Consider the following 23,556-nt stretch of genomic DNA (forward strand, 5'->3'; position numbering starts at 1 on the left):
GGCGCCCGAGGGCGCCCGTTCTTCGTTGTGCGCTGTCGTTAGCGCGCCGCGCCGCTGCAATGATCGGCTACTCCGGCGCCCGGATGTAGTCGACCATGCCCTCGCTGCCCCGGCTGGGCGGCGCGGTGAGCAGGCTGGCCACGACCACGGTCAGCATCCCGGCAGGCATCCCGAACACCCCGGCCGCCATCGGCAGGATGCCGAACCAGGCGGCATTCATGCTGCCGCCCAGGGCTGGACTCGTGCTCAGCATGTAGCAGAGGCAGACCGCGAAGCCGACGAGCATGCCGGCGATCGCCCCCTGGTGGTTGGCGCGCTTCCAGAACACGCCCAGCACCAGCACCGGAAAGAGCGTGGAGCCCGCGAGCGAGAACGCCGCAGCCACGAGCGACAGGATGTCGGCCGGCTTCTGCGACGCCACGTAGGCGGCGATGAAGGCCACCCCCAGCAGCAGCAGCTTGGAAATCGTGACCCGCTTCTGGGTCGACGCGCTCGGATTGACCATTTTATAGTAGACGTCGTGCGACAGCGCATTGGAGATCGCCAGCAGCAGGCCGTCGGCGGTTGACAGCGCCGCCGCCAGGCCGCCGGCCGCGACCAGGCCCGCGATCACGTAGGGCAGGCCGCCGATCTCGGGCGTCGCCAGCACCAGCACGTCGGCGTCGATCGCGAATTCGGCCAGCTGCACGATGCCGTCGCCGTTGATGTCGGCCACGCTCACCAAAGGATTGGCCTTGTCCACATTGGCCCAGTACGAGATCCAGGTGGGCAGCGACGAGAAGTCGCTCCCTACCAGCGAGGTATAGATGTCGTACTTGGCCAGCACCGCCAGCGCCGGGATGGTCAGGTAGACCAGCAGGATGAAGAACAGGGTCCAGAACACCGAGACCCGGGTATCGTTCACCGACGGCGTGGTATAGGCCCGCATCAGGATGTGGGGTAGCGCCGCGGTGCCGAACATCAGGCAGAACACCACGGCAAGGAAGTTGTTGCGGCGCTTATCCGATTCTTCTTTGGTGGCGCCGGGGAAGGGCTCGGCGTGCGGCTCGGGCGGCCGGGCCCGCGCCAGATTGGCGTCGCGCCGCTCGCTCCATTGCGAGCGCGCCTCGTCCACCGAGTTCGGATAGGTGGCCAGCGTGCGCTCGGCCTGGCGCACTTCGGTCAGCGAGGCATTGCGCGCACGCGCCGCTGCCAGCTGGCGCTGGGCTTCCAGCTTGCCGGTCTCCCACGATTCGGGCAGCGCATCGACCCGCGCCGCGTATGCGTCGGCCCTGCGGCGAAACTCGGCGCGCACCTGTTCTTCGCGCGGATCCCTGGCCAGTTCGGCCTCGCGCGCGGTCAGCTTGGGCATCAGCGAGCCATAGGCCACCGCGGGGATCGGGTTGTCGGCGTGCTTGGCCGACAGCCACATCGTTGGAATCAGGAAGGCGACCAGCAGGATGATGTACTGCGCCACCTGGGTCCAGGTGATCGCCCGCATCCCGCCCAGGAACGAGCACACCAAAATGCTCGCCAGGCCCAGGAAGATCCCGACCGAGAAATCGACCCCGGTGAAGCGCGAAGCGATCAGGCCGACCGCGTAGATCTGCGCCACCACATAGGTGAACGAGACCAGGATGGTGGCGCCGACCGCCAGCGCGCGCACCGGGCCGCCGCGTCCTCCGGCGCCGCCGCCGTAGCGCGCCGCCAGGAAGTCGGGCACGGTGTACTGGGCAAACTTGCGCAGGTAGGGCGCGATCAGCAGCGCGACCAGCACGAAGCCGCCGGTCCAGCCCATGATGAAGGCCAGGCCATCGAAGCCCTGCAGATAAAGGCCGCCGGCCAGGCTGATGAAGCTGGCCGCCGAGATCCAGTCGGCGGCGGTGGCCATGCCGTTGAACATGGCCGGCACGCGCCGTCCGGCGACGTAGTATTCGGTGACGCTCGAGGTGCGGCAGATCACGCCGATGATCGCGTACAGGGCGATGGTGGCGAACATGAACAGGTGGCCGATCCACAGGCGCGGCATGCCTTCCTGCTCGAGCAGGGCGACGGCGACCAGGAACAGCGCGAAGCAGCCGGTATACCAGAGATAGTAGCGCGCCAGCTTGCTGAAATACGGTGGCTTGCCGCTCATCGTGGCGCATCCCCGGCGCTTGCCGCAGTGTTTGCCGCAGCATTGGCAGCCGCATCGCGGTCCAGCCGGCGCATGCGCCAGGCATAGAAGCCGATGATGGCCAGCGACACCAGCGAGGCGCCTTGCGCCGCCATGTAGAACGACAGCGGCCAGCCGAACACCTCGACGCGCGCCAGCTCGCGCGCGAAGAACACGGTGCCAAAGCCGGTCGCCAGCCACAGCGCCAGCAGCAGGAGGGTCGTCTTGCGGGTGCGTTCCCAGTGCACGGCGTTGGCGGCGCGGCGGCGCGCCGCGTCGTCCTGGTGGGGGTCAAGGGGCGGCGTCGGGTTCATGGAGCGGAGGAGGGAAGGTCAGGCGGAACAGGCTGCCCGGGAAGCGCTTGGACTGGCTGCGCGGGTTGTTGAAGATGTCGATCCGGGCGCCGTGCTGCTGGGCGATCTCGCGCACGATCGCCAGGCCCAGGCCGCTGCCCTGGGTATTGCTGCCCAGGATGCGGTAGAAGCGCTCGAACACGCGTTCGCGCTCGTTGGCGGCGATGCCGGGGCCGGTGTCCTCGACCTCGAGCAGCGCAGGTCCGCCGGCGCCGTCGCGCCGCACGCGCACCGTGACGCTGCCGCCGGCCGGGGTGTAGCGCAGCGCATTGTCGATCAGGTTCGACAGCAGCTCGCGCAGCATCAGCGGCTGGCCGGCGATGACGACCGGGCCTTCGTCGGCGGCCGGCGGCTCGAAGCCGAGGTCGATCTCGCCCGCGAACGAGGCCTGCACCCAGTCTTGCACCGTTTCGCGGGCCAGGCGCGACAGGTCCAGCTCGGCGAAGGCCAGGCCAGCCTGCGGCTGGTTTTCGGCGCGCGCCAGCGCCAGCAGCTGGTTCACCAGGCGCGTGGCCGATTCCGAACTCTTGGCCAGCTGTTCCAGCGAGCGGTGGATCTCGGCCGGGTCGAGCTGGCGCAGGGCCAGTTCGGACTGCATGCGCATGCCGGCCAGCGGGGTCTTCATCTGGTGCGCGGCGTCGGCGATGAAGCGCTTCTGCATCGCCATCGATTCGCCCAGGCGTTCGAGCATGTCGTTGAAGGAGCCGACCAGCGGCGAGATCTCTTCCGGCACCTGGCGCGGATCGATCGGCGACAGGTCGTCCTGGGGCCGCGCGCGGATGCGCTGCTGCAGCTCGGCCAGCGGGGTCAGGCCGCGCGACAGCGCAAACCACACCAGCGCCAGGATCACCGGCAGGATGATGAACTGGGGCAGGATCACGCCCTTGATGATCTCGCCCGCCAGGTGCGCGCGTTTGTCGAGCGTCTCGGCCACCTGCACCAGCGCAAGCGGAGGCGAATGAGGCGGCTCGAGCGGCGGCTGCAGGGAACGCTCGTGCAATGGGTCGAGGTTGACATAAGTGTAGGCGACCCGGATCGGCGTGCCGTGGATGCTGTCGTTGCGGAACTCGACCGCGCCGCTGCGCGCATGCTCGTCGGCCGCGTTGATCCGCGGACGCGGCAGGTCGCGGTCGCCGTCCAGCAGTTCGCCGTCGGGTCCGGCCAGCAGGTAATAGACGCTGTCGACGTCGTCGGCGCGCAGGATGTCGCGACCGGACGGATGCAGCTGGCCGGACGCCTTGCCGCCCACGCTGCGGATCTGCTGGCCCAGCACCGTGACCCGGTCTTCGAGCGCGTCGTCGAAGGGCTGGTTGGCGATCGACTTGGCGACCAGATAGGTGATGGCGATGCTCATCGGCCACAGCAGCAGCAGCGGAGCCAGCATCCAGTCGAGGATCTCGCCGAACAGCGAGTGCCGGATGTTTTCGTCCGGCTCGGGATTCGGCGGGACGTAGGTCGGCTCGGCCGTCGTGGCCGGGGTTTGCTCGGGTCCGGCCGTGAAGCCGGCGTCGCGTTCGTTCACCTGTCGGCGACGGTTGCCGCTGCTGTTCCTGCGGCGCGTTCGGCGGCGGCGCTTGCTGCGGCCTCGGAGTATTTCTCGAGGCAGTAGCCCAGGCCGCGCACGGTGGCGATGCGCACGCCGCCGACTTCGATCTTCTTGCGCAGGCGGTGCACGTAGACCTCGATCGCGTTGTTGGAGACTTCCTCGCCCCATTCGCACAGATGGTCGACCAATTGTTCCTTGGATACCAGGCGGCCGGTGCGCGCCAGCAGCACCTCGAGCAGGCCGAGCTCGCGCGCCGACAGGTCGAGCATCTGGTCGTTGATGTAGGCGCTGCGGCCGACCTGGTCGTAGACCAGCGGGCCGTGGCGCACCACGGTCGGGCCGCCGCCGGCGCCGCGGCGGGTGAGGGCGCGCACCCGCGCCTCGAGTTCGGACAGGGCGAACGGCTTGGCCATGTAGTCGTCGGCGCCCAGGTCGAGGCCTTCCACCCGCTGCTCGACGGAATCGGCGGCGGTGAGGATCAGGACCGGCAGCAGCGAGGCGCGGGCGCGCAGGCGGCGCAGCACTTCGAGCCCCGACATCTTCGGCAGGCCGAGATCGAGGATGAGCAGGTCGAACTCCTGGGTGGAGAGGGCGGTGTCGGCATCCTGGCCGTTCTTGACGTAATCGATGGCGTAGCCGGACTGGCGCAGGGATCGCGTCAGGCCGTCAGCAAGTACGCTATCATCTTCGGCGAGCAGAATTCGCATGGTGGCACCTCGGTTAACGCGTTAGACAAACTCAAGTCCATATTGTGTTTGATTTGTCGCAACAATGCGAGCTTCGCCCCATTGATTGACAAAATGGTTACGTATTAGTGCTTGCAAAAACCACTGGATTTTTATACAGTAGTGGCTATTGAAGTGCGCGTGCGCGCCCACACCTTGCCTACTCCACGATTGAAAGTACACCATGGACGACAAAAAATCCGCATTGAACGCCGCTGAAAAGGGCAAGGCGCTGGCAGCCGCCCTGGCGCAAATCGAAAAGCAGTTCGGCAAGGGCTCGGTCATGCGCATGGACACCAATGCGCCGGTCGAAGAAGTGCAGACTGTTTCCACCGGCTCGCTGGGCCTCGACATCGCCCTGGGCGTCGGCGGCCTGCCGCGCGGCCGTATCGTCGAGATCTACGGCCCTGAATCGTCGGGTAAAACCACCCTGACCCTGCAGACCATCGCCCAGATGCAAAAACTGGGTGGCACCTGCGCCTTCATCGACGCCGAGCACGCGCTCGACGTGACCTATGCCCAAAAACTGGGCATCAACCTGGGCGACCTGCTGATCTCGCAGCCGGATACCGGCGAACAGGCGCTCGAAATCACCGACGCACTGGTGCGTTCGGGCAGCGTCGACCTGGTGGTCATCGACTCGGTGGCGGCACTGACCCCGCGCGCCGAGATCGAAGGCGATATGGGCGACTCGCTGCCTGGCCTGCAGGCGCGCCTGATGTCGCAAGCGCTGCGCAAGCTGACCGGTTCGATCAACCGCACCAACACGCTGGTGATCTTCATTAACCAGATCCGCATGAAGATCGGCGTCATGTTCGGCAGCCCGGAGACCACCACCGGCGGTAACGCACTGAAGTTCTACGCCTCCGTGCGCATGGACATCCGTCGTACCGGTTCGATCAAGTCGGGCGACGAAGTGATCGGTAACGAAACCAAGGTCAAAGTCGTCAAGAACAAGATCGCGCCACCGTTCAAGGAAGCCCACTTCGACATCCTGTACGGAGCGGGCACCTCGCGCGAAGGCGAAATCCTGGACCTGGGCGCCGACAACAAGATCGTCGAGAAGTCGGGCTCGTGGTACAGCTATAACGGCGAGCGCATTGGCCAAGGTAAAGACAACGCCCGCCAGTTCCTGGTGGATCGCCCGGCCCTGGCGCGTGAGATCGAGAACAAGGTCCGCGCCGCCCTGGGCGTACGCGAACTGCCGCCGGTTGCTGCCGGTGGTGAGGACAAGCCGAAGCTGCAGGCAGTTGGTGAGTAATCGCCTGGCGCGGGCGGCGCGGCAGGGTAGCGCCGCGGGTTTCTACCCATTCGCTCGCGCCATGTGGTCGACGATGGTGTCCCCATGCCAGCACCCGTACTGAGTCTCAAGGCGCGCGCGCTGCGCTACCTGTCGCAGCGCGAGCACAGCCGGTTCGAGTTGCGGCGCAAGCTGGCCAAGTATGCCCAGGAAGACGACGACATCGACGCCCTCCTGGATTTTCTTGAAAAGAATAACTGGCTGTCGCAGGAACGTTTCGCCGAATCGCTGATCAACCGCAAGGCCAGCCGCTACGGCAATAGCCGCGTGGTGGCCGAGCTGCAAAGCCATGGCGTTACCGGCGATGCGCTGGTCGAGATCAAGGCCGGGCTGTCCGATAGCGAGACCGCGCGCGCCGTCGAAGTCTGGCAGCGCAAGTTCGGCACGGTCGCTACCGATGCGGCGATGCGGGCCAAGCAGATGCGCTTTCTGTTGCAGCGCGGCTTTTCCCAGCGTGCGGCGCGGGTGGCGATGCAGGGTAGCCCAGCCGACGACGAGTTTTCTGAATAACAGCATTAGGATGGACGGGGCTCCCGTCCGCGCGTTCAACGACAATATGCGTCGTTGCAGTTCCAGGCGCCAGCGTGGAGCGCCATCCCCGATATGCTTAAAAGCATATTCCTCAACGGGCGATGGCGCTGCACGCTGGCGCTTTCCGTCGTCTGCTCATCCATGTGGTGAACCGACGCTATCCCAATTACATATCTTTCATTCACGTTGTGAATGGGATCGTTACTCTCATTAAAGACAGCCGAATAATATAAGCGGCAAACGCGTCGTTATATTGTCTTGAAGTCCCTTCATCTCCTCGTAGTATCCCTTACCGGCCTTTCTTTCTCATGCGCCGCTGTGGACGCTGTGCTAAACTTTGCGGGTTTAAGCAGCGCCGCATGAGCGGTTGTTGTCGCAGAAGCTGCGGCAACGTGCACGAAGCACACCGGCTGCACCACTAACCGCCGTCCCGACGGCACTGGTATTTATGCCTTTGTCACCTCCCGTATCGCGCTCGCTCCGGCATACGCGCGCCATCACAGTCGAAGCGTTCGCGCGCGACGATGGCTTGTGGGACCTCGATGCCAGCATCCGCGATGTGAAGACGCGTACGATTGCGCTTGCTTCCGGCGAACGGCCCGGCGGCACGCCGGTGCACGACCTCAAGCTGCGCGTGACCATAGACCGCGACCTCAACATCGTCGATGCCGAAGCCGCATCCGATGCCGTCCCGTATCCGGGCTATTGCGATACCATCGGCCCTGCCTACAAGAAGTTGATCGGGCTCTCGCTCGTGAACCATTTCCGGTTGCACCTGAAAGACCGCCTATCCGGCGTGCTCGGCTGCACCCATCTCACCGAATTGGCCCAGGTGTTGCCGACCGCAGCCTTGCAAGCCTTTGCTGACGACAATGTCGATGCCCCAGGCGGGCTCGGCGGCTCGTCAACCGACCGTCCATTTGAGCTCGACCGTTGCCATGCCCTGCGCAGCGACGGCCCTGCCGTGGCCAAATACTACCCACGCTGGTCAATCAAGGCCGTCTCGGGTTAGCGTTCGTCGTTTTATTTTTTGTAGTTCAACCGTATTTCTAATTCAGTAATAGAAGAAGGGAAGCCAGCATGAAGATCCATGAGTACCAGGGCAAAGAGATCCTCCGAAAATTCGGGGTGACCGTTCCGCGCGGCATTCCGTGCATGTCGGTGGAAGAGGCTGTCAAGGCAGCTGAAGAACTGGGCGGTCCGGTCTGGGTGGTCAAGGCCCAGATCCACGCTGGCGGCCGCGGCAAGGGCGGTGGCGTCAAGGTCGCCAAGTCGATCGAGCAAGTCAAGGAATACGCTGACCAGATCATGGGCATGCAGCTGGTGACCCACCAGACCGGCCCTGAAGGCCAGAAAGTGCGTCGCCTGATGATCGAAGAAGGCGCCGACATCAAGCAGGAACTGTACGTCTCGCTGGTCACCGACCGCGTCACCCAGAAGGTCGTGCTGATGGCGTCGTCGGAAGGCGGCATGGACATCGAAGAAGTCGCGCACAGCAACCCAGAAAAAATCCACAACGTCGTGATCGACCCGGCCGTCGGCCTGACCGACGCCGACGCCGACAGCATCGCCGCCAAGATCGGCGTGCCGGCTGGCTCGATCGCCGATGCCCGCGCCAACCTGCAAGGCCTGTACAAAGCGTACTGGGAAACCGACGCATCGCTGGCTGAAATCAACCCGCTGATCGTGACCGGCTCGGGCAAGATCATCGCCCTGGACGCGAAATTCAACTTCGACGCCAACGCGCTGTTCCGTCACCCAGAGATCGTCGCCTACCGCGACCTGGACGAAGAAGATCCAGCCGAAGTCGAAGCATCGAAGTTCGACCTGGCCTATATCTCGCTGGACGGCAACATCGGCTGCCTGGTGAACGGCGCCGGCCTGGCCATGGCAACCATGGACACCATCAAGCTGTTCGGCGGCGAGCCTGCCAACTTCCTGGACGTGGGCGGTGGCGCTACGGCCGAGAAAGTGACCGAAGCATTCAAGATCATGCTGAAGAACCCGGAACTGAAGGCCATCCTGGTCAACATCTTCGGCGGCATCATGCGTTGCGACGTCATCGCCGAAGGCGTGATCACCGCATCGAAAGCCGTGTCGCTGCAAGTGCCGCTGGTCGTGCGCATGAAGGGCACCAACGAAGACCTGGGCAAGAAGATGCTGGCTGACTCGGGTCTGCCAATCATCGCCGCAGACACGATGGAAGACGCAGCGAAGTCGGTCGTTGCCGCCGCCGCTGGTAAAGCATAATTCGGCCTAATTCGCTAAGGAAATAAAAATGTCGATTCTGATCAATAAAGACACAAAAGTCATCACCCAGGGCATCACCGGCAAGACCGGCCAATTCCACACCCGCATGTGCCGCGACTACGCGAACGGCAAGGAAGCCTTCGTCGCAGGCGTGAACCCGAAGAAAGCCGGTGAAGATTTCGAAGGCATCCCGATCTACGCATCGGTCAAGGAAGCCAAGGCCGAAACCGGCGCGACCGTGTCGGTCATCTACGTCCCACCAGCAGGCGCAGCCGCCGCTATCTGGGAAGCCGTTGAAGCCGAGCTGGACCTGGCAATCTGCATCACCGAAGGCATCCCTGTCCGCGACATGATGGAAATCAAGGATCGCATGGCCAAAGCCGGTTCCAAGACCCTGCTGCTGGGCCCGAACTGCCCAGGCCTGATCACCCCTGACGAAATCAAGATCGGCATCATGCCGGGCCACATCCACAAGAAGGGCCGTATCGGCGTCGTATCGCGTTCGGGCACCCTGACCTATGAAGCAGTCGGCCAGCTGACCGCACTGGGCCTGGGCCAATCGTCGGCAGTCGGCATCGGCGGCGACCCGATCAACGGTCTGAAGCACATCGACGTGATGCGCATGTTCAACGACGATCCTGACACCGACGCGGTCATCATGATCGGCGAAATCGGCGGTCCGGACGAAGCCAATGCTGCTTACTGGATCAAGGACAATATGAAGAAGCCAGTGGTTGGCTTCATCGCCGGCGTCACCGCGCCTCCAGGCAAGCGCATGGGCCACGCCGGCGCGCTGATCTCGGGCGGCGCAGACACCGCGCAAGCCAAGCTGGAAATCATGGAAGCCTGCGGCATTACCGTCACCAAGAACCCGTCGGAAATGGCGCGTCTGCTGAAGGCGATGCTGTAATCCTGACGATCGCTTGATCGATAGCTAAAACGGGGAGCTTCGGCTCCCCGTTTTGTTTGCGGTTCCATTTTTCGTCATCAACCTTCGTCGCCTGACAAAAATTGACCTACGGCACCGACAAAATTTGTCACCCGAGGCGTCAAATCTTGTCATGGCACAGCGTTTTGTTATCTCTCTATTCATAAAATCGACCGTTTCTTGCTTTTTTTGAGCTGGCACGGCGCTTGCGTATAGGAAACGTAGCAGCTGAGCCGTACAAGTCACGTAGTCCCAACTTTTGAAATACTACCCTGGAGAGAAAAATGAACTTCAAGCAAATGCCAAGTAAAAACGCCCAAGGCGGCTTTACCCTGATCGAACTGATGATCGTCGTTGCGATCATCGGTATTCTGGCTGCCGTAGCGATTCCGCAGTACAGTAATTACACTATCAAGTCAAAAATCGCCGCAGCATTGGGTACTGTCTCGTCCGTGAAGACGTCAGTTGGTGTCTGCATTCAGGAAAACGGCGGTGTCTTGACCGAGTGCGACAGTGGTAGTAACGGTATTCCGGCAGCTGCAGACTTCACGCCTACCAAAGAAGTCGCTGCAGTGGAAGTCGCGGACGGTGTCGTGACCGTAACTCTAGGCACCGGTATTGGCGCAAACATTGACGGTGGCGACATCATCATGACGCCTGTTGCCAACGATGCGGCACTGGTCTGGACTAACACTGTCGGCGCCACTCTGACTAACGAAGTAGCCGTAGAAGCAATTCAGAAGAATAACCCTCCAGCGGCTGAAGCGGATTAATCAAACCTCTCTGGGACCTAAAAGCCGCCTTCTGGCGGCTTTTAGCATTCTCGTGTTTAGCGTGGCTTAAGATACTGATCCAACCACCCCACCACAGTGTGATGCCACTGCACCGAGTTCGCAGGCTTCAACACCCAATGATTCTCATCCGGGAACACCAGCAGCTTGCTCTCGACACCCATGCGCTGCAGCGCGGTAAAGGTCCCCAGCGCCTGCGCCGTCGGAATCCGGAAGTCCAGATCCCCCTGGATCACCAGCATCGGCGTCTTCCACTTGTTCACGTGATGAACCGGATTGAAGCGCTCATGGTTCTCCGGCACTTTGAAGTAAGGCCCGCCGCTCTCCCAATCCGTGAACCACTGTTCCTCGGTCGAGTACGCCATGCCGCGCGTATCGAACACGCCGTCGTGGTTGACGATGCACTTGAACTCATCCGACCAGTTCCCCGCGATCCAGTTCATCATGTAGCCGCCGTACGACGCTCCGAGCGCGCAATCGCGTGAACGATCGAGCCACGGGAATTTCTGCACCGCCGCGTCGTAGCCCTTCTGCAGGTCGACCAGCGGCTTGCCGCCCCAATCGTTGCTGATCGAGTCCGTGAACTTCTGGCCATAGCCGGTCGAGCCGTGGAAGTCGATGAACACGGCCGCGTAACCCGCGCCCGCATACACCTGCGGATTCCAGCGATAGCTCCAGCTGTTGCCGAAGCTGCCCTGCGGGCCGCCGTGGACGATGAAGGCGACCGGATACTTCTGGCCCGGCTGCGCATTCCACGGCTTCATCACGTAGCCGTACACGGTCTCGCCATTGGCGCCGGCAAACGAGAACTGCTCCGACTCGCCGAAGCGCACGTCCTTCAAGCGCTCCGTGTTCACATCGGTCAGCTGCTTCGGCTTGCCGCCCAGCTTCATCGAGAACAGCTGCGCGCCAGATTGCAGGTTCGCATGGGTGTAGACCAGCGTATCGCGCCGCAGGTCATACGCACCGACCGCGCCCTTGTCGGTCAGCGGCGTCACCTTGCCGCTGGCGACGTCGATCGAGAACAGGCGGTGCTGGCCGATGTCTTCCGCATCGACGATCAGCGCCTTGCCGTCCGCACGCCATACCAGATTGCCGGCCGAGCGGTCCCAGTCGGCCGCCAGCTTGCGCTTCTCGCCGGTGGCGACGTCCATCAGCATGACCTGGTAGCGGTCGGCCTCGAAGCCGGGACGCGCCATCGCGAGGTAGGCCAGGGTGCGGCCATCCGGAGAGAAGGTGCCTTTGGTATCCCATGCCAGGTTATCGGCCGTCAGGTTGCGCGGCGCCGCGCCGCCTGCGGCCGGCACGCTGTACAGGTCGAAGTTGGTCGACCAGGCTTCGGTCTTGCCGGCGATGCGGCTTGAAAACACGATGGTCTTGCCGTCCGGGCTGAAGCGGTATTCCTCGCGGTCGCCGAAAGGCTTCGACGGCACGTCGCCGTCGAGCGAGCCGGACAGGCTGACCGGCTCGCCGCCGACCTTGCCATCCGCACCCAGCGGCGCCGAGAACAGCACCGCATTGCGGTGGTCGCCCCAGGTATCCCAATGACGCACGAACAGGCGGTCATAGACCTTGCCGGTGGCCTTGTCCTTTTCTTTCGCGTCCAGGCGCGCTTTGGTGCAGGCCAGGTCGGCGCAGTCGCGGAACACGGCCAGGCTGAAGGCCAGGCGGTCGCCGCCTGGCGCAAGGCGGAAGTTGTCGACGTCCAGCGGCAGGTTCGTCACCTGCACCGGCTCGCCGCCCGCCACCGGCTGGCGCCACACCTGCGACGAGCCCGAGCGCGCCGACAGGAAATAGACGGCATCGCCCGACGGCGACCATTCCGGATCGCTGCTGCTCGACGCATGCTGGCTCAGGCGCTGCGGCGCCGGCTTGGCGGCGCGCAGGTCGACCATCCACAGTTGGGTATTGCCGCGGTTCTTCTCCATGTCCGTGGTGCGCACGGTATAGATCACGCGCGTGGCGTCCGGCGACACGGCCGGGCTGCCGACCCGTTCCATGTTGACCAGGTCTTCCACGGTAAAGCCGCGCGGCGCGGCGGTCGCGGTGGTGGCGGCCAGCAGGGCGGCCGCCATCGTCAGCAAGCGAAATGTCATTCCATCCTCGTCGATCAGTGCCGCGGCAGGGTGCCGCATGCAAGCCGGCAATTTACCACGATGTCATCGAGCATGAAGCTGACATAGTCCCCGCCGCTGGCGTGACCAGGACGGGGGAGCGCTGCCTGGGAAGGCGCAGCGTTTACTTCGGCATGATGACCGTATCGATCACATGGATCACACCATTGTCGGCTGCGATGTCGGTCTTGGTCACGGTGGCTTTGTCGACCATGACCTTGCCGCCGGCGACTTTCACCGCGAACGCGCTGCCTTCCACGGTCTTGACGTTACCTGGCTTGACGTCGGCAGCCATGACCTTGCCTGGCACCACATGGTAGGTCAGCACCTTGGACAGCGCGGCCTTGTCTTTCAACAGGGCGTCGAGCTTGGCTTTCGGGATCTTCGCGAACGCCGCATCGGTCGGGGCGAAGACGGTGAACGGGCCCGGACCTTTCAGCGTGTCGGTCAGCCCGGCGGCCTGGACGGCAGTGACCAGGGTATTGAAGGTACCGGCCGATTTGGCGGTATCCACGATATCCGCGGCCTGGACCGAGGCGAAGGCGAATGCGAGGGGCAATGCGACCAGGATCTTTTTCATTGTCGACTCCTTGAGTAGGTGGCGATGGTTCACGATGAACCTATCTGGAGTAAATTTACCGCTATTTAAGCGGTTCAGTCTAATGTGTGCAGCGGTCTTGTCCTATAAAATAGGTTCAACTATGGGTCGGCCTGCGGAGCCGCATGCAAAAGTCGATTGGGTGACGACTGATTGAGCCGCGTGCGCGCTTTACGCACTGTTGAGCATGGAGCTGCAATGCGCTGCGAGTTGTGACACCATTCATTTTCAAAAGTTCAATTGATTCAGTTTGGATGCACGATGACGGACTCTTTTAAAACGGGACAAGAGCGGATCATGTACCGCACGGGCGCCGCCGCACGGCTGGCAGGGTTACCGGTTGAAACGCTGCGTGTATGGGAGCGGCGTTACAGCCTGTCCGACGCCCAGCGCTCCGAGCGCGGACAGCGCCTCTATTCGGCCGAGCAGGTCGCGCGCCTTGGCCTGCTCAAGCAGCTGGTCGACCAGGGCCACTCGATCGGCGTACTCGCTGGCCTGAGCCGCGACCAGCTGCAATCGATGCTGGGCCTGGATGGCCAGGCCCGGGCCGTCCAGGCCGCGCCGGTACGGGTGCTGCTCGTTGGCGCCATGCTGGCACGGCGCGTTGCCGGCATGGGGCAGCATTCCCTTGGCCTCGATGTGCGCGGTCACAGCGCTGGCCTGGCAATGGCGGAAGAATTGCCACGCGACACGGGCGCTGACGTCCTGGTGATCGAACAATCCGAGCTTGACGACCGGGTCATGCCGGCCATTGCCACGGCGCGCGAAGCGACTGGCGTGGCCGCGGTCGTGGTGCTGTACCGATTCTGTTCCAGCGCCACGATCCGCACGCTGCGCGCGCAAGGCTGCCTGGTTGCCCGCATCCCGGCGGACCTGAACGAGCTGGCGCTGCTGTGCCAGTCGGCCCTGACCGGTCACCGCCCGCCACTGCGGGAGCCGGTTGCCGCCGCCGTCGCGCCGCCGCGCTTTGCCGACGAGGACCTGGCCAATATCGCCGCCGCCGGCAGCCGCCTGACCTGCGAATGCCCGCGTCACCTGACCGAATTGCTGCTCATGGTCGGCAGTTTCGAGCGCTACAGCCAGGATTGCGCCTCGCGCACTCCGAAGGACGCCGCGCTGCATGCCGAGCTGGCGCTGGCATCGGGCCGGGCGCGGGTCGTGCTGGAAGCGGCGATGGAGCGTCTCGCGATCGAGGAGGGATTGCCGTTGCCGAAAGGCTGGGCGGCCTAGACGATCCTGCCGCGGTCGGCCAGCAGCGCCTCGTAGGTCATGTTTTGCAACAGCGTGTAGTGGACCGGGTCGAGGTCGATGAATTGCACGCCATAGCTGTACATCTCGCGCTCGCCGTCCGCTGGTTTGCCGACCGCCAGGTTCCTGATGCTGGCCCGGGTGCGCACCTGCGTTTCCCCGTTATCGGGCGGAACCACCAGCGCGAACCGGAGGTCCACGATGTCTTCGTCGGGCGGCAAGGGCTGCGACGAATCGATCCGCGCGCCGGTCACCGACACGTTCGCCAGCTGGCAGTCGATCGGCGTCGCGCCATCCTTCACGCCGGCCACCCGCACCGGCAGGTCGGCGCGCACGCGCATCGCGCCGCGCAGGCTGGTGCCCTGGATCGAGTTCGGAAAGGACAGGTGGACATAGAACAGCGGGCGTGCAAAGATGCGCTCGACCGTACAGGCAAAGGAACATACGTTCACGCCCGAAAACACCCGGATGGTCACGCGCTCGCCTTCGGTGAGCCCGATCGGCACGCCGTCTTCGAAGGGAATCTTGAGGATCAGGTACTCGTCCCTGACGTAGCCGATGAGGCTGGAAAAATGCGAAACTGGCTTGAGCCGCCGGTGCGTGATGAGCTGCAGGCGGACGCCAACCTGCATGTTCAGCGTTTCGAATTCGTATTCCTGGGGCGTCAGCTCATGGGCTTGGGCGCTGTTCATATCGGCAAGACAAGCGGGCGGCCATTGCCGCAGAGAAAAGCTGGAATGATAGCAGCAGCCTTTCCTCTGAAATGTATCTTAATGTCACTGCTTGCTGCCGACGGCCCGTAGCAATAAGTTAATGGCGGCCGTATTCGCCTGCCAGCGAAGAAGAACGAGCCCGCTCAACTCGGGTAGGTCTGCCACGACACGCCGAAGCGGTCGATCAGCCAGCCAAGCTTGCGGCTGAAGCCGTAATTATCGGGCGGCATCGGCAGCTTGCCGCCATCCGCCAGCCGGGCGAAAACGTTGTCGAACTCGGCTTCATCTTCACACTCTACGAACAGCGACACCGACGGTGTGAAGATGAACGCGTGTCTGGCCGGACCGTCGGTGCGGATCACGGCCTGCCCGGCGAGGGTGAAACCGGCCCGCTTGACGCTCCCTTCGGGGCCCATCTCGCCGCTCTTGTCGTGCTCGATCTGCTTGACCTCGGAGCGGGCGAACAGAGAGACATGGAAGCGCGTCGCTTCCTCGGCCGCGCCTTCGAACATCAGGAATGGAGTGATGCCGTGCGCCATCGACGACTCCTGTCGACAGGGTGATGAAGCGGAGGCGCTCAGTGTGCGGGTTTCCAGCCCGACGTCATGGCGTCGGCAAAACTCTGGCCCATGATTTCGACCGCCTTCTGGTTTGCGCTGATGAGCCGGCTGAATGACTGTTGCTGGACCGATACGGCATTCCTGGTCAAGGCTTCGGCGCACGACTGCGAGGCGGCGATGAAGGCCTTCATCGTCTCTTCCATGATGATCCTGGAAGAGCTGATCCAGAGCTGCTCCAGGCTGGCGCGGGTCGAATCCGCGTAGACATTGGCGATCTTCAGGAATGTAGCTTGATAGGGCAGGGCGTTCAGCTGGACAGTCGCTGCGGTGAACTGCGGGTATGCGGTCGTCATGAAACATCCTCTCGGATAGAAGCAGGTTGAAGGAGAAACGTGCTCAGTGGGTCGCCGACCAGTATAGGCCGGGTATGGAACTTGTCCATGGTGTTGCTCAGTTGACGGGGCAGTCGGCCACCGAACATGGCTGCGGCGTCGTGGCGTGTCCGTCCCGGTAGGTGTCTCCGTGGACCCCGATGAGCAGGGAAGAAAAACATTTCGACAATAGTTCTTGATTTTTAAATCATGGCACACACTCTAAAAGAACAGGAATATCCGGCGCTCCATCGCAGTCATAGGCCTGCCGGCGTACCTGCGTCTTTGTGGAGGCATCTTTTTTAATCAACGAGGAGAGGTTGATATGAAAACGCTACTGATTTCTGTCACTTGCATTACTTTATTAGCAGCATGCAAGAATGACGTCCCTGCGCCGGAGACCACCGCGCCTTCGATGGAAGCACCCGCCAGCACCACGATGGAAACCCCGCCAGCCACCGTTCCGCCAGCCACCGTGAGTACGGAACCCACGGTACCGGCGACGACGCCTGCCAGCACACCCGCACCCGCAACCGCGTCCGAAGCCGGTACGGCATCATCGGGATCATCGGTCGCAGGCGCGGCGCAAGGAAGCGGCGGCGGGATGTACGTCGTGGAACGGGGAGATACCTTATGGAGTATTGCTGAGAAGAACGGGATCAACCATGGCGATCTCGCGACATGGAATAAAGTCAGCGACCCGAGGGAATTGCGGGTTGGCCAGGAACTGATGCTGTCGGCTCCGTGAATTCGTCCACCCGGGTCGACTGACCGGATAGCGTGCGCCTGGCCCTCAGCGGTCAGGCTGCGCCGTCCAATCGCCGCTCTTGCCGCCATGCTTTTCCAGCACGCGGATGTTGGTCATGACCATGCCGCGATCGACCGCCTTGCACATGTCGTACACGGTCAGCAAGCCCACCTGCACACTCGTCAACGCTTCCATTTCGACGCCGGTCTTGCCGATGGTTTCCACCTGCGCCCGGCAATGCACGCTGTTGGCCGCCTCGTCGATTTCGAAATCCACCGTCACGCGCGTGATCGGCAGCGGATGGCATAGCGGCACGAGGTCGCTGGTGCGCTTGGACGCCATGATTGCCGCGATGCGCGCGATCCCGATCACGTCGCCCTTCTTGGCATTGCCGGAGGTGATCAAGGCGAGCGTCTCCGGCTTCATGCGGATGGTCCCGGCCGCCACCGCGGTGCGGTGCGTGTCCTGTTTCGCGCCGACGTCGACCATATGGGCCTGGCCGGTGGCGTCGAAGTGGGTCAAGTGGTCAGCGGTCGGGATCGGATTCGTCATTACTCGGTCGGTGTATTCGGATTACAAAAAGGTTCGCCGGGCAGCAACATGCGCGCGGATGCAGGTATGATAGCACCGTGAAATCCGTCGTCCCTCCAGCAATGGCGCGCCGCTGGCGCTCCTCCTTGTCCGTCATGGCCTTGTGCATGGCGACCGCCTTCCCCGTCGCAGCGCAGTCCGACGTATTCAGGCGGCCCGATTCGACCCGCCTGCCCACGCTCGGCGACACCGCGCGCGGCGACCTGTCGCCCGTCGTCGAGCGCAAGCTGGGCGAGGAGTTCATGCGCGACGTCCGGCGCGACCGCGACTATCTCGACGATGAGCCGATCTCCGAATACCTGAACAATTTCGGCAACGGCCTGGTCGCCGCCGTGCCCGGCGCGCGCGGCGAGACCAATGCCGACTTTCACTTCTTCGCCGTGCGCGATCCGGCCCTGAACGCGTTCGCGATGCCGGGCGGCTTCATCGGCGCCCACTCGGGGCTGATCATCGCGGCCCAGACCGAATCGGAACTGGCCGGCGTGATGGCGCACGAGATCGGCCACGTCACCCAGCGCCATATCGCGCGCAGGATCGGCCAGCAGCGCCAGGACGTCCTGCTGCCGCTGGCGTCGATGATCCTGGCGGCGCTGGCGGCCCGGGCCAGCTCGGATGCGGCCATGGGCGTGCTGATGGGCGGCCAGGGTTTGGCCGTGCAGCGCCAGCTGAACTTCAGCCGCGACGCCGAGCGCGAGGCCGACCGAGTCGGCTTCCAGATCATGGAGGCGGGCGGCTACGACACCACCGGCATCGTCGCTTTCTTCCGGCGCCTGCAGGCCGCCTCCAGGCTGTATGGCGACCTGCCGCCCGGCCTTGCCAGCCTGAGCAGCCACCCGCTGACCCAGGAGCGCATCACCGACATGCAGGCGCGCATCCGCGAAATTCCCAAGAAGCAGCGCGTCGACAGCCTCGATTTTCATCTGGTGCGCGCCCGCGCGCGCGTCCTGCAGGACGGGAGCGAACAGGGCCGACGCGACACGCGCACCGCCTTCGAGGCCCAGCTCAAGGATCAGCCCCACCGCCAGTGGCAGGCCGGGGCCCAGTATGGCCTGTCCTACCTGGCGCTCAAGGAGAACGACCTGGCCGGCGCCCAGCGCTGGCTCGACAAGGCGATCGAGACCATGAAGCCGCGCGAGGGGGTACTGTCGGCGGCGCCGTCGAACGTGGGCGATGGCGCCACCATGTTCGCCGGGCTGGCGCTGGAGATCAAGATGGCGCCGGGCCAGCCGAGGTCCGTGCTGGAAGAAGCGGTCAAGCAAGCGGATGCGGCGCGCCAGCGCTACCCGCTGTCGCGCGCGCTCGCGCACCAGTACGCGCAGGCCCTGATCGCGACCGACCGCTTCGACGAGGCGGCGCTGTACCTGCGCGACCAGGCCCAGCAGTATCGGGAGGAACGCAAGCTGCACGATATGCTGGCCAGGACTTATGCCAAGCAGGGCAAGATCGCGCTGCAGCACATGTCGCTGGCGGAATCGTACGTGCTGGCCGGCGCCGTGCCGGCGGCGATGGCCCAGCTCGAACTGGCGCGCAAGGCCAGCGATGCGTCGTTCTACGACCAGGCCGTGATCGATGCGCGCGTGCGCGAACTGCAGGAGAAACAGAAGAAAGCGAAGGAAGAGGCCGAAGAGCGCTGACCGCGCCTACGGCGCCGGCGTCCGCTTGAATCCGAACCTGGCCGGCATCTCTTCGCCCACCACGCGCTCGACGGCAAGCCGGCGGCCAGCCCACGGCAGGACCAGGCGGCCGTCGCCACTTTCCAGCCACGCCATCACCGCCTCGTCCGAGGCCGCTGTGCCATCGAGCTCGAGCAGGCCCAGTACCTGGGCGACGTCGCGGTCATCCAGCTGCGCCACCGTCTCGCCCGCCACGAACACCAGCGCGCCGGCGTCGCTCAGGTAGACCCGCTCGACCTCCGCCAGCGCCTGCCCGGTCTGCAATACCAATCCCTGCTGCGGATCGGTGCGCGCGATGAAGGGCGTGGCCTCGAGGTTCACGTACACCCGCTGCGGCCCGTTCTGGAAATACCAGTTGCTGTGCTCGTCATGCAGGTAGTTGCGGTTGATGAAACCCACCAGCGCAGGATTGTTCAAGCGATCGCCCGGCACGCCCGCCCGCTGGGCCGCTTCGTCGCGCATGCGCCAGCCGCCGCGCGCGTCGAGCGCGAGCCAGCCGTAGCAGTGGGGCACGTTCGGCCACTTGGCCATTGCCTGTTTTACGATATCGTCCATTCAGGCAGCATCGCACGGTTCGGCCGGCAACAGCGCGCGCGTGCCATTGACGGAGTCAAAGTGGTGCAGGATGCGCCGCGGCAGCCAGTCGATCCGCCCCGGGAACGGGCCGACGGCAAAGCCGACGTGTCCACCCTGTTCGGGATACTCGAGCGTCACCGCGTTCGACGCCGACGTCGGCAGGTGAATGCCCGGCAGGAATGGATCGTTGCGGGCATTGAGCACCAGGGTCGGCACCGTGATGGCGTGCAGCACGTGGCGGGCGCTGGCGCGATGCCAGTAGTCGTCGGTGTTGCGGTAGCCGTGCAGGGGCGCCGTGACGACGTTGTCGAAGGCGTACAGATCGCGCGCCGCGAGCAGGGCGGTGCGGTCGAATAGGCCAGGAAATTGCTCCAGCTTGGCCAGACACTTCGGCTTGAGCGTCTGCAGGAACATCCGGGTGTACAGCATATTGAAGCCGGACGACAGCGCTTCTCCGCCGCGCGCCAGGTCGAGCGGGGCCGATACGGCGCAGGCGGCATCGACGATCTCCGCGCCGTGGCCCGATTCGCCCAGCCAGCGCAGCAGGGCGTTACCGCCCAGCGAGACGCCGGCCGCATACAGCGCGCCTTCCCGGGATGCGCGCAGCTTGCGGACGATCCAGTCGATTTCGCTCGCGTCGCCCGAGTGGTAGAAGCGCGGCGCCAGGTTGGCTTCGCCGGAGCAGCCGCGAAAATGCGGCACCACGCCCGACCAGCCGCGTGCGGCCAGGGCCGCCATCAGGCCGCGGGCATAATGGCTGTTCGAACTGCCTTCCAGGCCATGGAACAGCACCACCAGCGGCTGGCCGGGCTGGCCATCCACGAAGTCGAGGTCGACGAAGTCGCCGTCCGCGCTGTGCCAGCGCTCGCGGCGATAGATGACCGGCGGCCTGGCGATGCAGGTCGCTGGATAGATCGTTTGCAGGTGGCCGCCGGGCAGCCAAGCGGGAGCGGGGTAGTGCATGAAAAAGAGGCGCCATGGCGCCTCACAGGACAAAATCAGTGGTGCTTGAGCACGGTGCCCGGGGCCAGGCGGTACCCGGTGCCGCAGTAGGGGCACTTGGCCTCGCCGTGGTGGTCGAAGTCGAGGAAGACGCGCGGGTGCGAGGACCACAGCGGCATGGCCGGGTTGGGGCAATAGGCCGGCAGGTCCTTGGCCGTGAGCTCCACCACAGGCATCGTCTTTTGATTCATCTGTTTCTCCGTCAGGCAAAAATGGGCAAGGACTGGATTTTAACGGATTCGCTCTATTGCCGAAATGACCGTAAAATAATGCGCTCAGCATAAAGAGCAAGAGCGACGCCTGTTATATTGAGCGTCCAACCCGCGCCACATCCATCCATGCGTTTCATGTCCGACCGTTTCAAGCCTGCCGCCTGCGTCGACTTCCCGGTCGGCCGTTGCAAGAATGCCACACGTTTTGTCGTGATGCGTGCTGTGCCGCGCGCCGCATGAGCGCGGTCGACAAGCCGGGCCAGCTTTCCGTCTCCATCGGCGACGCGCCGAACCGCGATGCCTGGAACGAAGGTTTCAAGACCGGCCTGCCGACCCTGTTCGGCATCGCCGCCTGGGGCCTGGTGGTCGGCATCGCCATGGTCAAGAGTGGCCTGTCCGTGCCGCAGGCGCTGGGCATGACCTTGCTGGTGTTCGCCGGCTCGGCCCAGCTGGCCTCGCTGCCGCTGATCGCCGCCCAGGCCCCGATCTGGGTCATCTTCGCCACCGCCCTGGTGGTCAACCTGCGTTTCGTGATCTTTTCTGCGCTGCTGGGGCCGCATTTCGCCCACTTGCCGTGGCGGCAGCGCTTTTATCTCGGTTATATCTCGGGCGACCTGACCGTCGCGTTGTTCCTGCAGCGCTATCCAACGCTGGAGCCGGTGGCGGGCAAGCTCTCTTACCTGAAGGGGCTGATGTATCCGAACTGGTTCGCCTGGCAGATCGGATCCATCATCGGCATTTTCCTGGGCAGCGCGGTGCCGGCCGAATGGGGACTTGGCTTCGCCGGCACCCTGGCCATCCTGTGCATCATGGTGCCGCTGATGATCAACAACGCGGCCCTGTGCGGCGTGCTGGTGGCGGCCGCGATCTCGGTGCTGGCCTACGACCTGCCGTACAAGTTGGGGCTGCTGCTGGCGGTGCTGGTTGGAATGGTCACCGCGATGGTGATCGAAGAAACGCTGGCGAAAGCGAAGGTGCGCCGTGGCTGATTGGGAAATCTGGGTCGTGATCGGCGTGCTGTGCGTGGCCACCGCCGCCACCCGCAGTTCGTTCTGGATGATCGGCCACCGCGTGACGATCCCGCCACGGGTGCAGGAAATGCTGCGCTATGCCCCGGCCTGCGCACTGGCGGCCATCATCGGGCCCGACTTCCTGATCGATACGCAGGGCGAAGTCCAGTTCACGCTGGCGAATCCGAAGCTGCTGGCCGGCGTCGCCGCGTTCGCCTTTTATCTATGGCGCCGTAACATGCTGCTGACGATTTTATTCGGCATGCTTGTATTTACGATATTGCGTGTACTCCACGTCTTCGGCACCGTCAGCTAGCAGGCCTGCTAATGTACAATGACGTTTTTTCACTATTGCCACGCCGACCAAATGGACGCTCTCCGTTTCACCCGCCTGCAAGACCTGATCGACCAACAAGCGCTGCAAGGCAAGCGCGTCTTTATCCGCGCTGACCTGAACGTCCCGCAAGATGACGCTGGCAATATCACCGAAGACACGCGTATCCGCGCTTCGGTGCCGGCGATCCAGGCCGCAGTGAAGGCCGGCGCCGCGGTGATGGTCACGTCCCACCTGGGCCGTCCGACCGAAGGCGAATTCAAGCCGGAAGACAGCCTGGCGCCGGTCGCCAGGCGCCTGTCCGAGCTGCTGGGCCAATCCGTTGCATTGAAACAGAACTGGGTGGACGGCGTCGACGTCGCCCCCGGCTCGGTTGTGCTGCTGGAAAACTGCCGCGTCAACAAGGGCGAGAAGAAGAACAGCGACGAGCTGGCGCAAAAAATGGCCAAGCTGTGCGACGTCTACGTCAACGACGCCTTCGGCACCGCCCACCGCGCCGAAGCGACCACCCACGGCATCGCCAGGTTCGCCCCGATCGTGGCCGCCGGCCCGCTGCTGGCCGCCGAACTGGATGCCCTCGGTAAAGCCCTGCATCAGCCGCAGCGTCCGCTGCTGGCCATCGTCGCCGGCTCGAAGGTATCGAGCAAGCTGACCATCCTGCAAAGCCTGGCTGACAAGGTCGACAACCTGGTCGTCGGCGGCGGCATCGCCAATACCTTCATGAAGGCCGTGGGCCTGAACATCGGCAAGTCGCTGGTCGAGAACGACCTGGTCGATGAAGCCAGGGCCATCATCGAGAAGATGGCCTCGCGCGGCGCGCAGGTGCCGATCCCCGTCGACGTCGTGTGCGCGAAGGAATTCGCCCCGACCGCGGCCGCGACCGTCAAGGACGTCGCCGACGTGGCGGACGACGACATGATCCTCGATATCGGCCCGAAAACCGCCGCCATGCTGGCCGAGCAGGTCGCCAGGGCCGGCACCATCGTCTGGAACGGTCCGGTCGGTGTCTTCGAATTCGACCAGTTCGCCGAGGGCACCAAGACCCTGGCGCTGGCCATCGCCGGCTCGCAGGGCTTCTCGATCGCCGGTGGCGGCGATACCCTGGCCGCGATTGCAAAATACAAGATTGCCGACCAGATCGGCTACATTTCGACCGGCGGCGGCGCCTTCCTGGAGTTCCTGGAAGGCAAGACGCTGCCTGCTGTCGATATCCTGCTGCAACGCAGCGCTTCATAAGAAACTGCTTGA

Annotated in this window: 25 protein-coding genes; 12 read left to right on the top strand and 13 right to left on the bottom strand. The window is 63.9% G+C overall.

From position 1 onward, the window contains the following. Positions 1–67: 67 nt before the first annotated feature. From DIR46_RS16060 to DIR46_RS16075, 4 genes are read right to left on the bottom strand one after another with little or no spacing between them, the layout of a single operon-like run. Entirely contained in the window at positions 68–2,116 is a 2,049-nt protein-coding gene (locus DIR46_RS16060; protein ID WP_109346117.1) for a sodium:solute symporter family protein, read from the bottom strand. Beyond that, the gene (locus DIR46_RS16065) at positions 2,113–2,448 is read right to left on the bottom strand and encodes a DUF4212 domain-containing protein (RefSeq protein ID WP_109346118.1); all 336 of its coding nucleotides are present in this window, start codon (positions 2,446–2,448) and stop codon (positions 2,113–2,115) included. Before DIR46_RS16065 ends, DIR46_RS16060 begins: the two co-directional genes overlap by 4 nt. Next, positions 2,426–4,009, bottom strand: coding sequence for a sensor histidine kinase (locus DIR46_RS16070; protein ID WP_109346119.1), 1,584 nt, complete (start codon positions 4,007–4,009; stop codon positions 2,426–2,428). Before DIR46_RS16070 ends, DIR46_RS16065 begins: the two co-directional genes overlap by 23 nt. Further along, positions 4,006–4,740, bottom strand: coding sequence for a response regulator transcription factor (locus DIR46_RS16075; RefSeq protein WP_109346120.1), 735 nt, complete (start codon positions 4,738–4,740; stop codon positions 4,006–4,008). The genes DIR46_RS16070 and DIR46_RS16075 overlap by 4 nt, the downstream gene beginning before the upstream one ends. Before the next feature lie 202 nt (positions 4,741–4,942). On the opposite strand from DIR46_RS16075, the gene recA reads away from it, so the two are divergent. The 6 genes from recA to DIR46_RS16105 all read left to right on the top strand — a co-directional run bounded on the left by recA (position 4,943) and on the right by DIR46_RS16105 (position 10,540). Beyond that, positions 4,943–6,019 (top strand): recombinase RecA, encoded by a 1,077-nt coding sequence (recA, locus tag DIR46_RS16080; protein WP_109346121.1) that lies wholly within the window; start codon positions 4,943–4,945, stop codon positions 6,017–6,019. Between the two features lie 84 nt (positions 6,020–6,103). Beyond that, positions 6,104–6,568, top strand: a complete 465-nt coding sequence (gene recX, locus DIR46_RS16085; protein WP_109346122.1) for a recombination regulator RecX — start codon at positions 6,104–6,106, stop codon at positions 6,566–6,568. 469 nt (positions 6,569–7,037) lie between these two features. Continuing rightward, positions 7,038–7,601: a DUF2889 domain-containing protein gene (locus tag DIR46_RS16090; RefSeq protein ID WP_109346123.1), complete on the top strand. Its 564-nt coding sequence runs from the start codon at positions 7,038–7,040 to the stop codon at positions 7,599–7,601. Positions 7,602–7,669: 68 nt separating this feature from the next. After that, on the top strand, positions 7,670–8,839 hold the full coding sequence (sucC, locus tag DIR46_RS16095) for an ADP-forming succinate--CoA ligase subunit beta (protein ID WP_109346124.1): 1,170 nt from the start codon (positions 7,670–7,672) through the stop codon (positions 8,837–8,839). A gap of 28 nt (positions 8,840–8,867) precedes the next feature. Beyond that, a complete protein-coding gene (gene sucD / locus DIR46_RS16100) occupies positions 8,868–9,749 on the top strand; it encodes a succinate--CoA ligase subunit alpha (RefSeq protein ID WP_109346125.1) in 882 nt (293 codons plus the stop codon). A 302-nt stretch (positions 9,750–10,051) separates the two neighbouring features. Continuing rightward, the gene (locus DIR46_RS16105; protein WP_109346126.1) at positions 10,052–10,540 is read left to right on the top strand and encodes a pilin; all 489 of its coding nucleotides are present in this window, start codon (positions 10,052–10,054) and stop codon (positions 10,538–10,540) included. 56 nt (positions 10,541–10,596) lie between these two features. Here DIR46_RS16105 and DIR46_RS16110 read toward each other — a convergent pair whose 3' ends face one another. Both DIR46_RS16110 and DIR46_RS16115 read right to left on the bottom strand, forming a co-directional pair. Continuing rightward, positions 10,597–12,654: a S9 family peptidase gene (locus DIR46_RS16110; RefSeq protein ID WP_109348046.1), complete on the bottom strand. Its 2,058-nt coding sequence runs from the start codon at positions 12,652–12,654 to the stop codon at positions 10,597–10,599. Positions 12,655–12,796: 142 nt separating this feature from the next. Beyond that, positions 12,797–13,252, bottom strand: coding sequence for a fasciclin domain-containing protein (locus tag DIR46_RS16115; RefSeq protein ID WP_109346127.1), 456 nt, complete (start codon positions 13,250–13,252; stop codon positions 12,797–12,799). A gap of 315 nt (positions 13,253–13,567) precedes the next feature. On the opposite strand from DIR46_RS16115, the gene DIR46_RS16120 reads away from it, so the two are divergent. Further along, on the top strand, positions 13,568–14,500 hold the full coding sequence (locus DIR46_RS16120) for a MerR family transcriptional regulator (protein WP_229446277.1): 933 nt from the start codon (positions 13,568–13,570) through the stop codon (positions 14,498–14,500). On the opposite strand, the gene DIR46_RS16125 is transcribed toward DIR46_RS16120, so the two are convergent. The 3 genes from DIR46_RS16125 to DIR46_RS16135 all read right to left on the bottom strand — a co-directional run bounded on the left by DIR46_RS16125 (position 14,497) and on the right by DIR46_RS16135 (position 16,144). Then, a complete protein-coding gene (locus DIR46_RS16125) occupies positions 14,497–15,210 on the bottom strand; it encodes a flagellar brake protein (protein WP_109346129.1) in 714 nt (237 codons plus the stop codon). The two genes, DIR46_RS16120 and DIR46_RS16125, sit on opposite strands and share 4 nt — an antisense overlap. A 164-nt stretch (positions 15,211–15,374) precedes the next feature. Beyond that, positions 15,375–15,770 carry a VOC family protein gene (locus DIR46_RS16130; RefSeq protein ID WP_109346130.1) on the bottom strand — a complete coding sequence of 132 codons (396 nt, stop codon included), beginning with the start codon at positions 15,768–15,770 and terminating at the stop codon, positions 15,375–15,377. Between the two features lie 38 nt (positions 15,771–15,808). Continuing rightward, positions 15,809–16,144, bottom strand: coding sequence for a hypothetical protein (locus DIR46_RS16135; protein ID WP_109346131.1), 336 nt, complete (start codon positions 16,142–16,144; stop codon positions 15,809–15,811). Positions 16,145–16,487: 343 nt separating this feature from the next. Here DIR46_RS16135 and DIR46_RS16140 point away from each other — a divergent pair, with 343 nt between their 5' ends. After that, positions 16,488–16,910, top strand: a complete 423-nt coding sequence (locus DIR46_RS16140; RefSeq protein ID WP_109346132.1) for a LysM peptidoglycan-binding domain-containing protein — start codon at positions 16,488–16,490, stop codon at positions 16,908–16,910. A gap of 45 nt (positions 16,911–16,955) precedes the next feature. On the opposite strand, the gene moaC is transcribed toward DIR46_RS16140, so the two are convergent. Continuing rightward, positions 16,956–17,462: a cyclic pyranopterin monophosphate synthase MoaC gene (gene moaC, locus DIR46_RS16145; RefSeq protein ID WP_109346133.1), complete on the bottom strand. Its 507-nt coding sequence runs from the start codon at positions 17,460–17,462 to the stop codon at positions 16,956–16,958. Between the two features lie 101 nt (positions 17,463–17,563). Between moaC and DIR46_RS16150 the strand changes: the two genes are divergently transcribed. After that, positions 17,564–19,135, top strand: a complete 1,572-nt coding sequence (locus DIR46_RS16150) for a beta-barrel assembly-enhancing protease (RefSeq protein WP_109346134.1) — start codon at positions 17,564–17,566, stop codon at positions 19,133–19,135. Between the two features lie 6 nt (positions 19,136–19,141). On the opposite strand, the gene DIR46_RS16155 is transcribed toward DIR46_RS16150, so the two are convergent. From DIR46_RS16155 to DIR46_RS16165, 3 genes are read right to left on the bottom strand one after another with little or no spacing between them, the layout of a single operon-like run. Next, positions 19,142–19,729, bottom strand: a complete 588-nt coding sequence (locus tag DIR46_RS16155; RefSeq protein ID WP_109346135.1) for a DUF2946 family protein — start codon at positions 19,727–19,729, stop codon at positions 19,142–19,144. Beyond that, a complete protein-coding gene (locus DIR46_RS16160; protein ID WP_109346136.1) occupies positions 19,730–20,713 on the bottom strand; it encodes a YheT family hydrolase in 984 nt (327 codons plus the stop codon). A 35-nt stretch (positions 20,714–20,748) separates the two neighbouring features. Continuing rightward, on the bottom strand, positions 20,749–20,943 hold the full coding sequence (locus DIR46_RS16165) for a zinc-finger domain-containing protein (protein ID WP_109346137.1): 195 nt from the start codon (positions 20,941–20,943) through the stop codon (positions 20,749–20,751). Between the two features lie 257 nt (positions 20,944–21,200). Here DIR46_RS16165 and DIR46_RS16170 point away from each other — a divergent pair, with 257 nt between their 5' ends. The 3 genes from DIR46_RS16170 to DIR46_RS16180 are packed head-to-tail and all read left to right on the top strand — an operon-like array spanning position 21,201 to position 23,544. After that, a complete protein-coding gene (locus DIR46_RS16170; protein ID WP_109346138.1) occupies positions 21,201–21,953 on the top strand; it encodes an AzlC family ABC transporter permease in 753 nt (250 codons plus the stop codon). After that, entirely contained in the window at positions 21,946–22,290 is a 345-nt protein-coding gene (locus DIR46_RS16175) for an AzlD domain-containing protein (RefSeq protein WP_109346139.1), read from the top strand. The genes DIR46_RS16170 and DIR46_RS16175 overlap by 8 nt, the downstream gene beginning before the upstream one ends. 51 nt (positions 22,291–22,341) lie before the next feature. After that, positions 22,342–23,544 (top strand): phosphoglycerate kinase, encoded by a 1,203-nt coding sequence (locus tag DIR46_RS16180; protein WP_109346140.1) that lies wholly within the window; start codon positions 22,342–22,344, stop codon positions 23,542–23,544. Positions 23,545–23,556 lie beyond the last annotated feature (12 nt).

Origin of the sequence: Massilia oculi (assembly GCF_003143515.1) — a bacterium.
GTDB lineage: Bacteria > Pseudomonadota > Gammaproteobacteria > Burkholderiales > Burkholderiaceae_D > Telluria > Telluria oculi.

Excerpts from the sequence above, each read along its gene's own strand:
- DIR46_RS16060 (WP_109346117.1), bottom strand. The coding sequence starts at position 2,116 with ATGAGCGGCAAGCCACCGTATTTCAGCAAGCTGGCGCGCTACTATCTC.
- DIR46_RS16065 (WP_109346118.1), bottom strand. The coding sequence starts at position 2,448 with ATGAACCCGACGCCGCCCCTTGACCCCCACCAGGACGACGCGGCGCGC.
- DIR46_RS16075 (WP_109346120.1), bottom strand. The coding sequence starts at position 4,740 with ATGCGAATTCTGCTCGCCGAAGATGATAGCGTACTTGCTGACGGCCTG.
- recA (WP_109346121.1), top strand. The coding sequence starts at position 4,943 with ATGGACGACAAAAAATCCGCATTGAACGCCGCTGAAAAGGGCAAGGCG.
- recX (WP_109346122.1), top strand. The coding sequence starts at position 6,104 with ATGCCAGCACCCGTACTGAGTCTCAAGGCGCGCGCGCTGCGCTACCTG.
- DIR46_RS16090 (WP_109346123.1), top strand. The coding sequence starts at position 7,038 with ATGCCTTTGTCACCTCCCGTATCGCGCTCGCTCCGGCATACGCGCGCC.
- sucC (WP_109346124.1), top strand. The coding sequence starts at position 7,670 with ATGAAGATCCATGAGTACCAGGGCAAAGAGATCCTCCGAAAATTCGGG.
- sucD (WP_109346125.1), top strand. The coding sequence starts at position 8,868 with ATGTCGATTCTGATCAATAAAGACACAAAAGTCATCACCCAGGGCATC.
- DIR46_RS16105 (WP_109346126.1), top strand. The coding sequence starts at position 10,052 with ATGAACTTCAAGCAAATGCCAAGTAAAAACGCCCAAGGCGGCTTTACC.
- DIR46_RS16110 (WP_109348046.1), bottom strand. The coding sequence starts at position 12,654 with ATGACATTTCGCTTGCTGACGATGGCGGCCGCCCTGCTGGCCGCCACC.
- DIR46_RS16115 (WP_109346127.1), bottom strand. The coding sequence starts at position 13,252 with ATGAAAAAGATCCTGGTCGCATTGCCCCTCGCATTCGCCTTCGCCTCG.
- DIR46_RS16120 (WP_229446277.1), top strand. The coding sequence starts at position 13,568 with ATGTACCGCACGGGCGCCGCCGCACGGCTGGCAGGGTTACCGGTTGAA.
- DIR46_RS16125 (WP_109346129.1), bottom strand. The coding sequence starts at position 15,210 with ATGAACAGCGCCCAAGCCCATGAGCTGACGCCCCAGGAATACGAATTC.
- DIR46_RS16130 (WP_109346130.1), bottom strand. The coding sequence starts at position 15,770 with ATGGCGCACGGCATCACTCCATTCCTGATGTTCGAAGGCGCGGCCGAG.
- DIR46_RS16135 (WP_109346131.1), bottom strand. The coding sequence starts at position 16,144 with ATGACGACCGCATACCCGCAGTTCACCGCAGCGACTGTCCAGCTGAAC.
- DIR46_RS16140 (WP_109346132.1), top strand. The coding sequence starts at position 16,488 with ATGAAAACGCTACTGATTTCTGTCACTTGCATTACTTTATTAGCAGCA.
- moaC (WP_109346133.1), bottom strand. The coding sequence starts at position 17,462 with ATGACGAATCCGATCCCGACCGCTGACCACTTGACCCACTTCGACGCC.
- DIR46_RS16150 (WP_109346134.1), top strand. The coding sequence starts at position 17,564 with ATGGCGCGCCGCTGGCGCTCCTCCTTGTCCGTCATGGCCTTGTGCATG.
- DIR46_RS16155 (WP_109346135.1), bottom strand. The coding sequence starts at position 19,729 with ATGGACGATATCGTAAAACAGGCAATGGCCAAGTGGCCGAACGTGCCC.
- DIR46_RS16160 (WP_109346136.1), bottom strand. The coding sequence starts at position 20,713 with ATGCACTACCCCGCTCCCGCTTGGCTGCCCGGCGGCCACCTGCAAACG.
- DIR46_RS16165 (WP_109346137.1), bottom strand. The coding sequence starts at position 20,943 with ATGAATCAAAAGACGATGCCTGTGGTGGAGCTCACGGCCAAGGACCTG.
- DIR46_RS16170 (WP_109346138.1), top strand. The coding sequence starts at position 21,201 with ATGAGCGCGGTCGACAAGCCGGGCCAGCTTTCCGTCTCCATCGGCGAC.
- DIR46_RS16180 (WP_109346140.1), top strand. The coding sequence starts at position 22,342 with ATGGACGCTCTCCGTTTCACCCGCCTGCAAGACCTGATCGACCAACAA.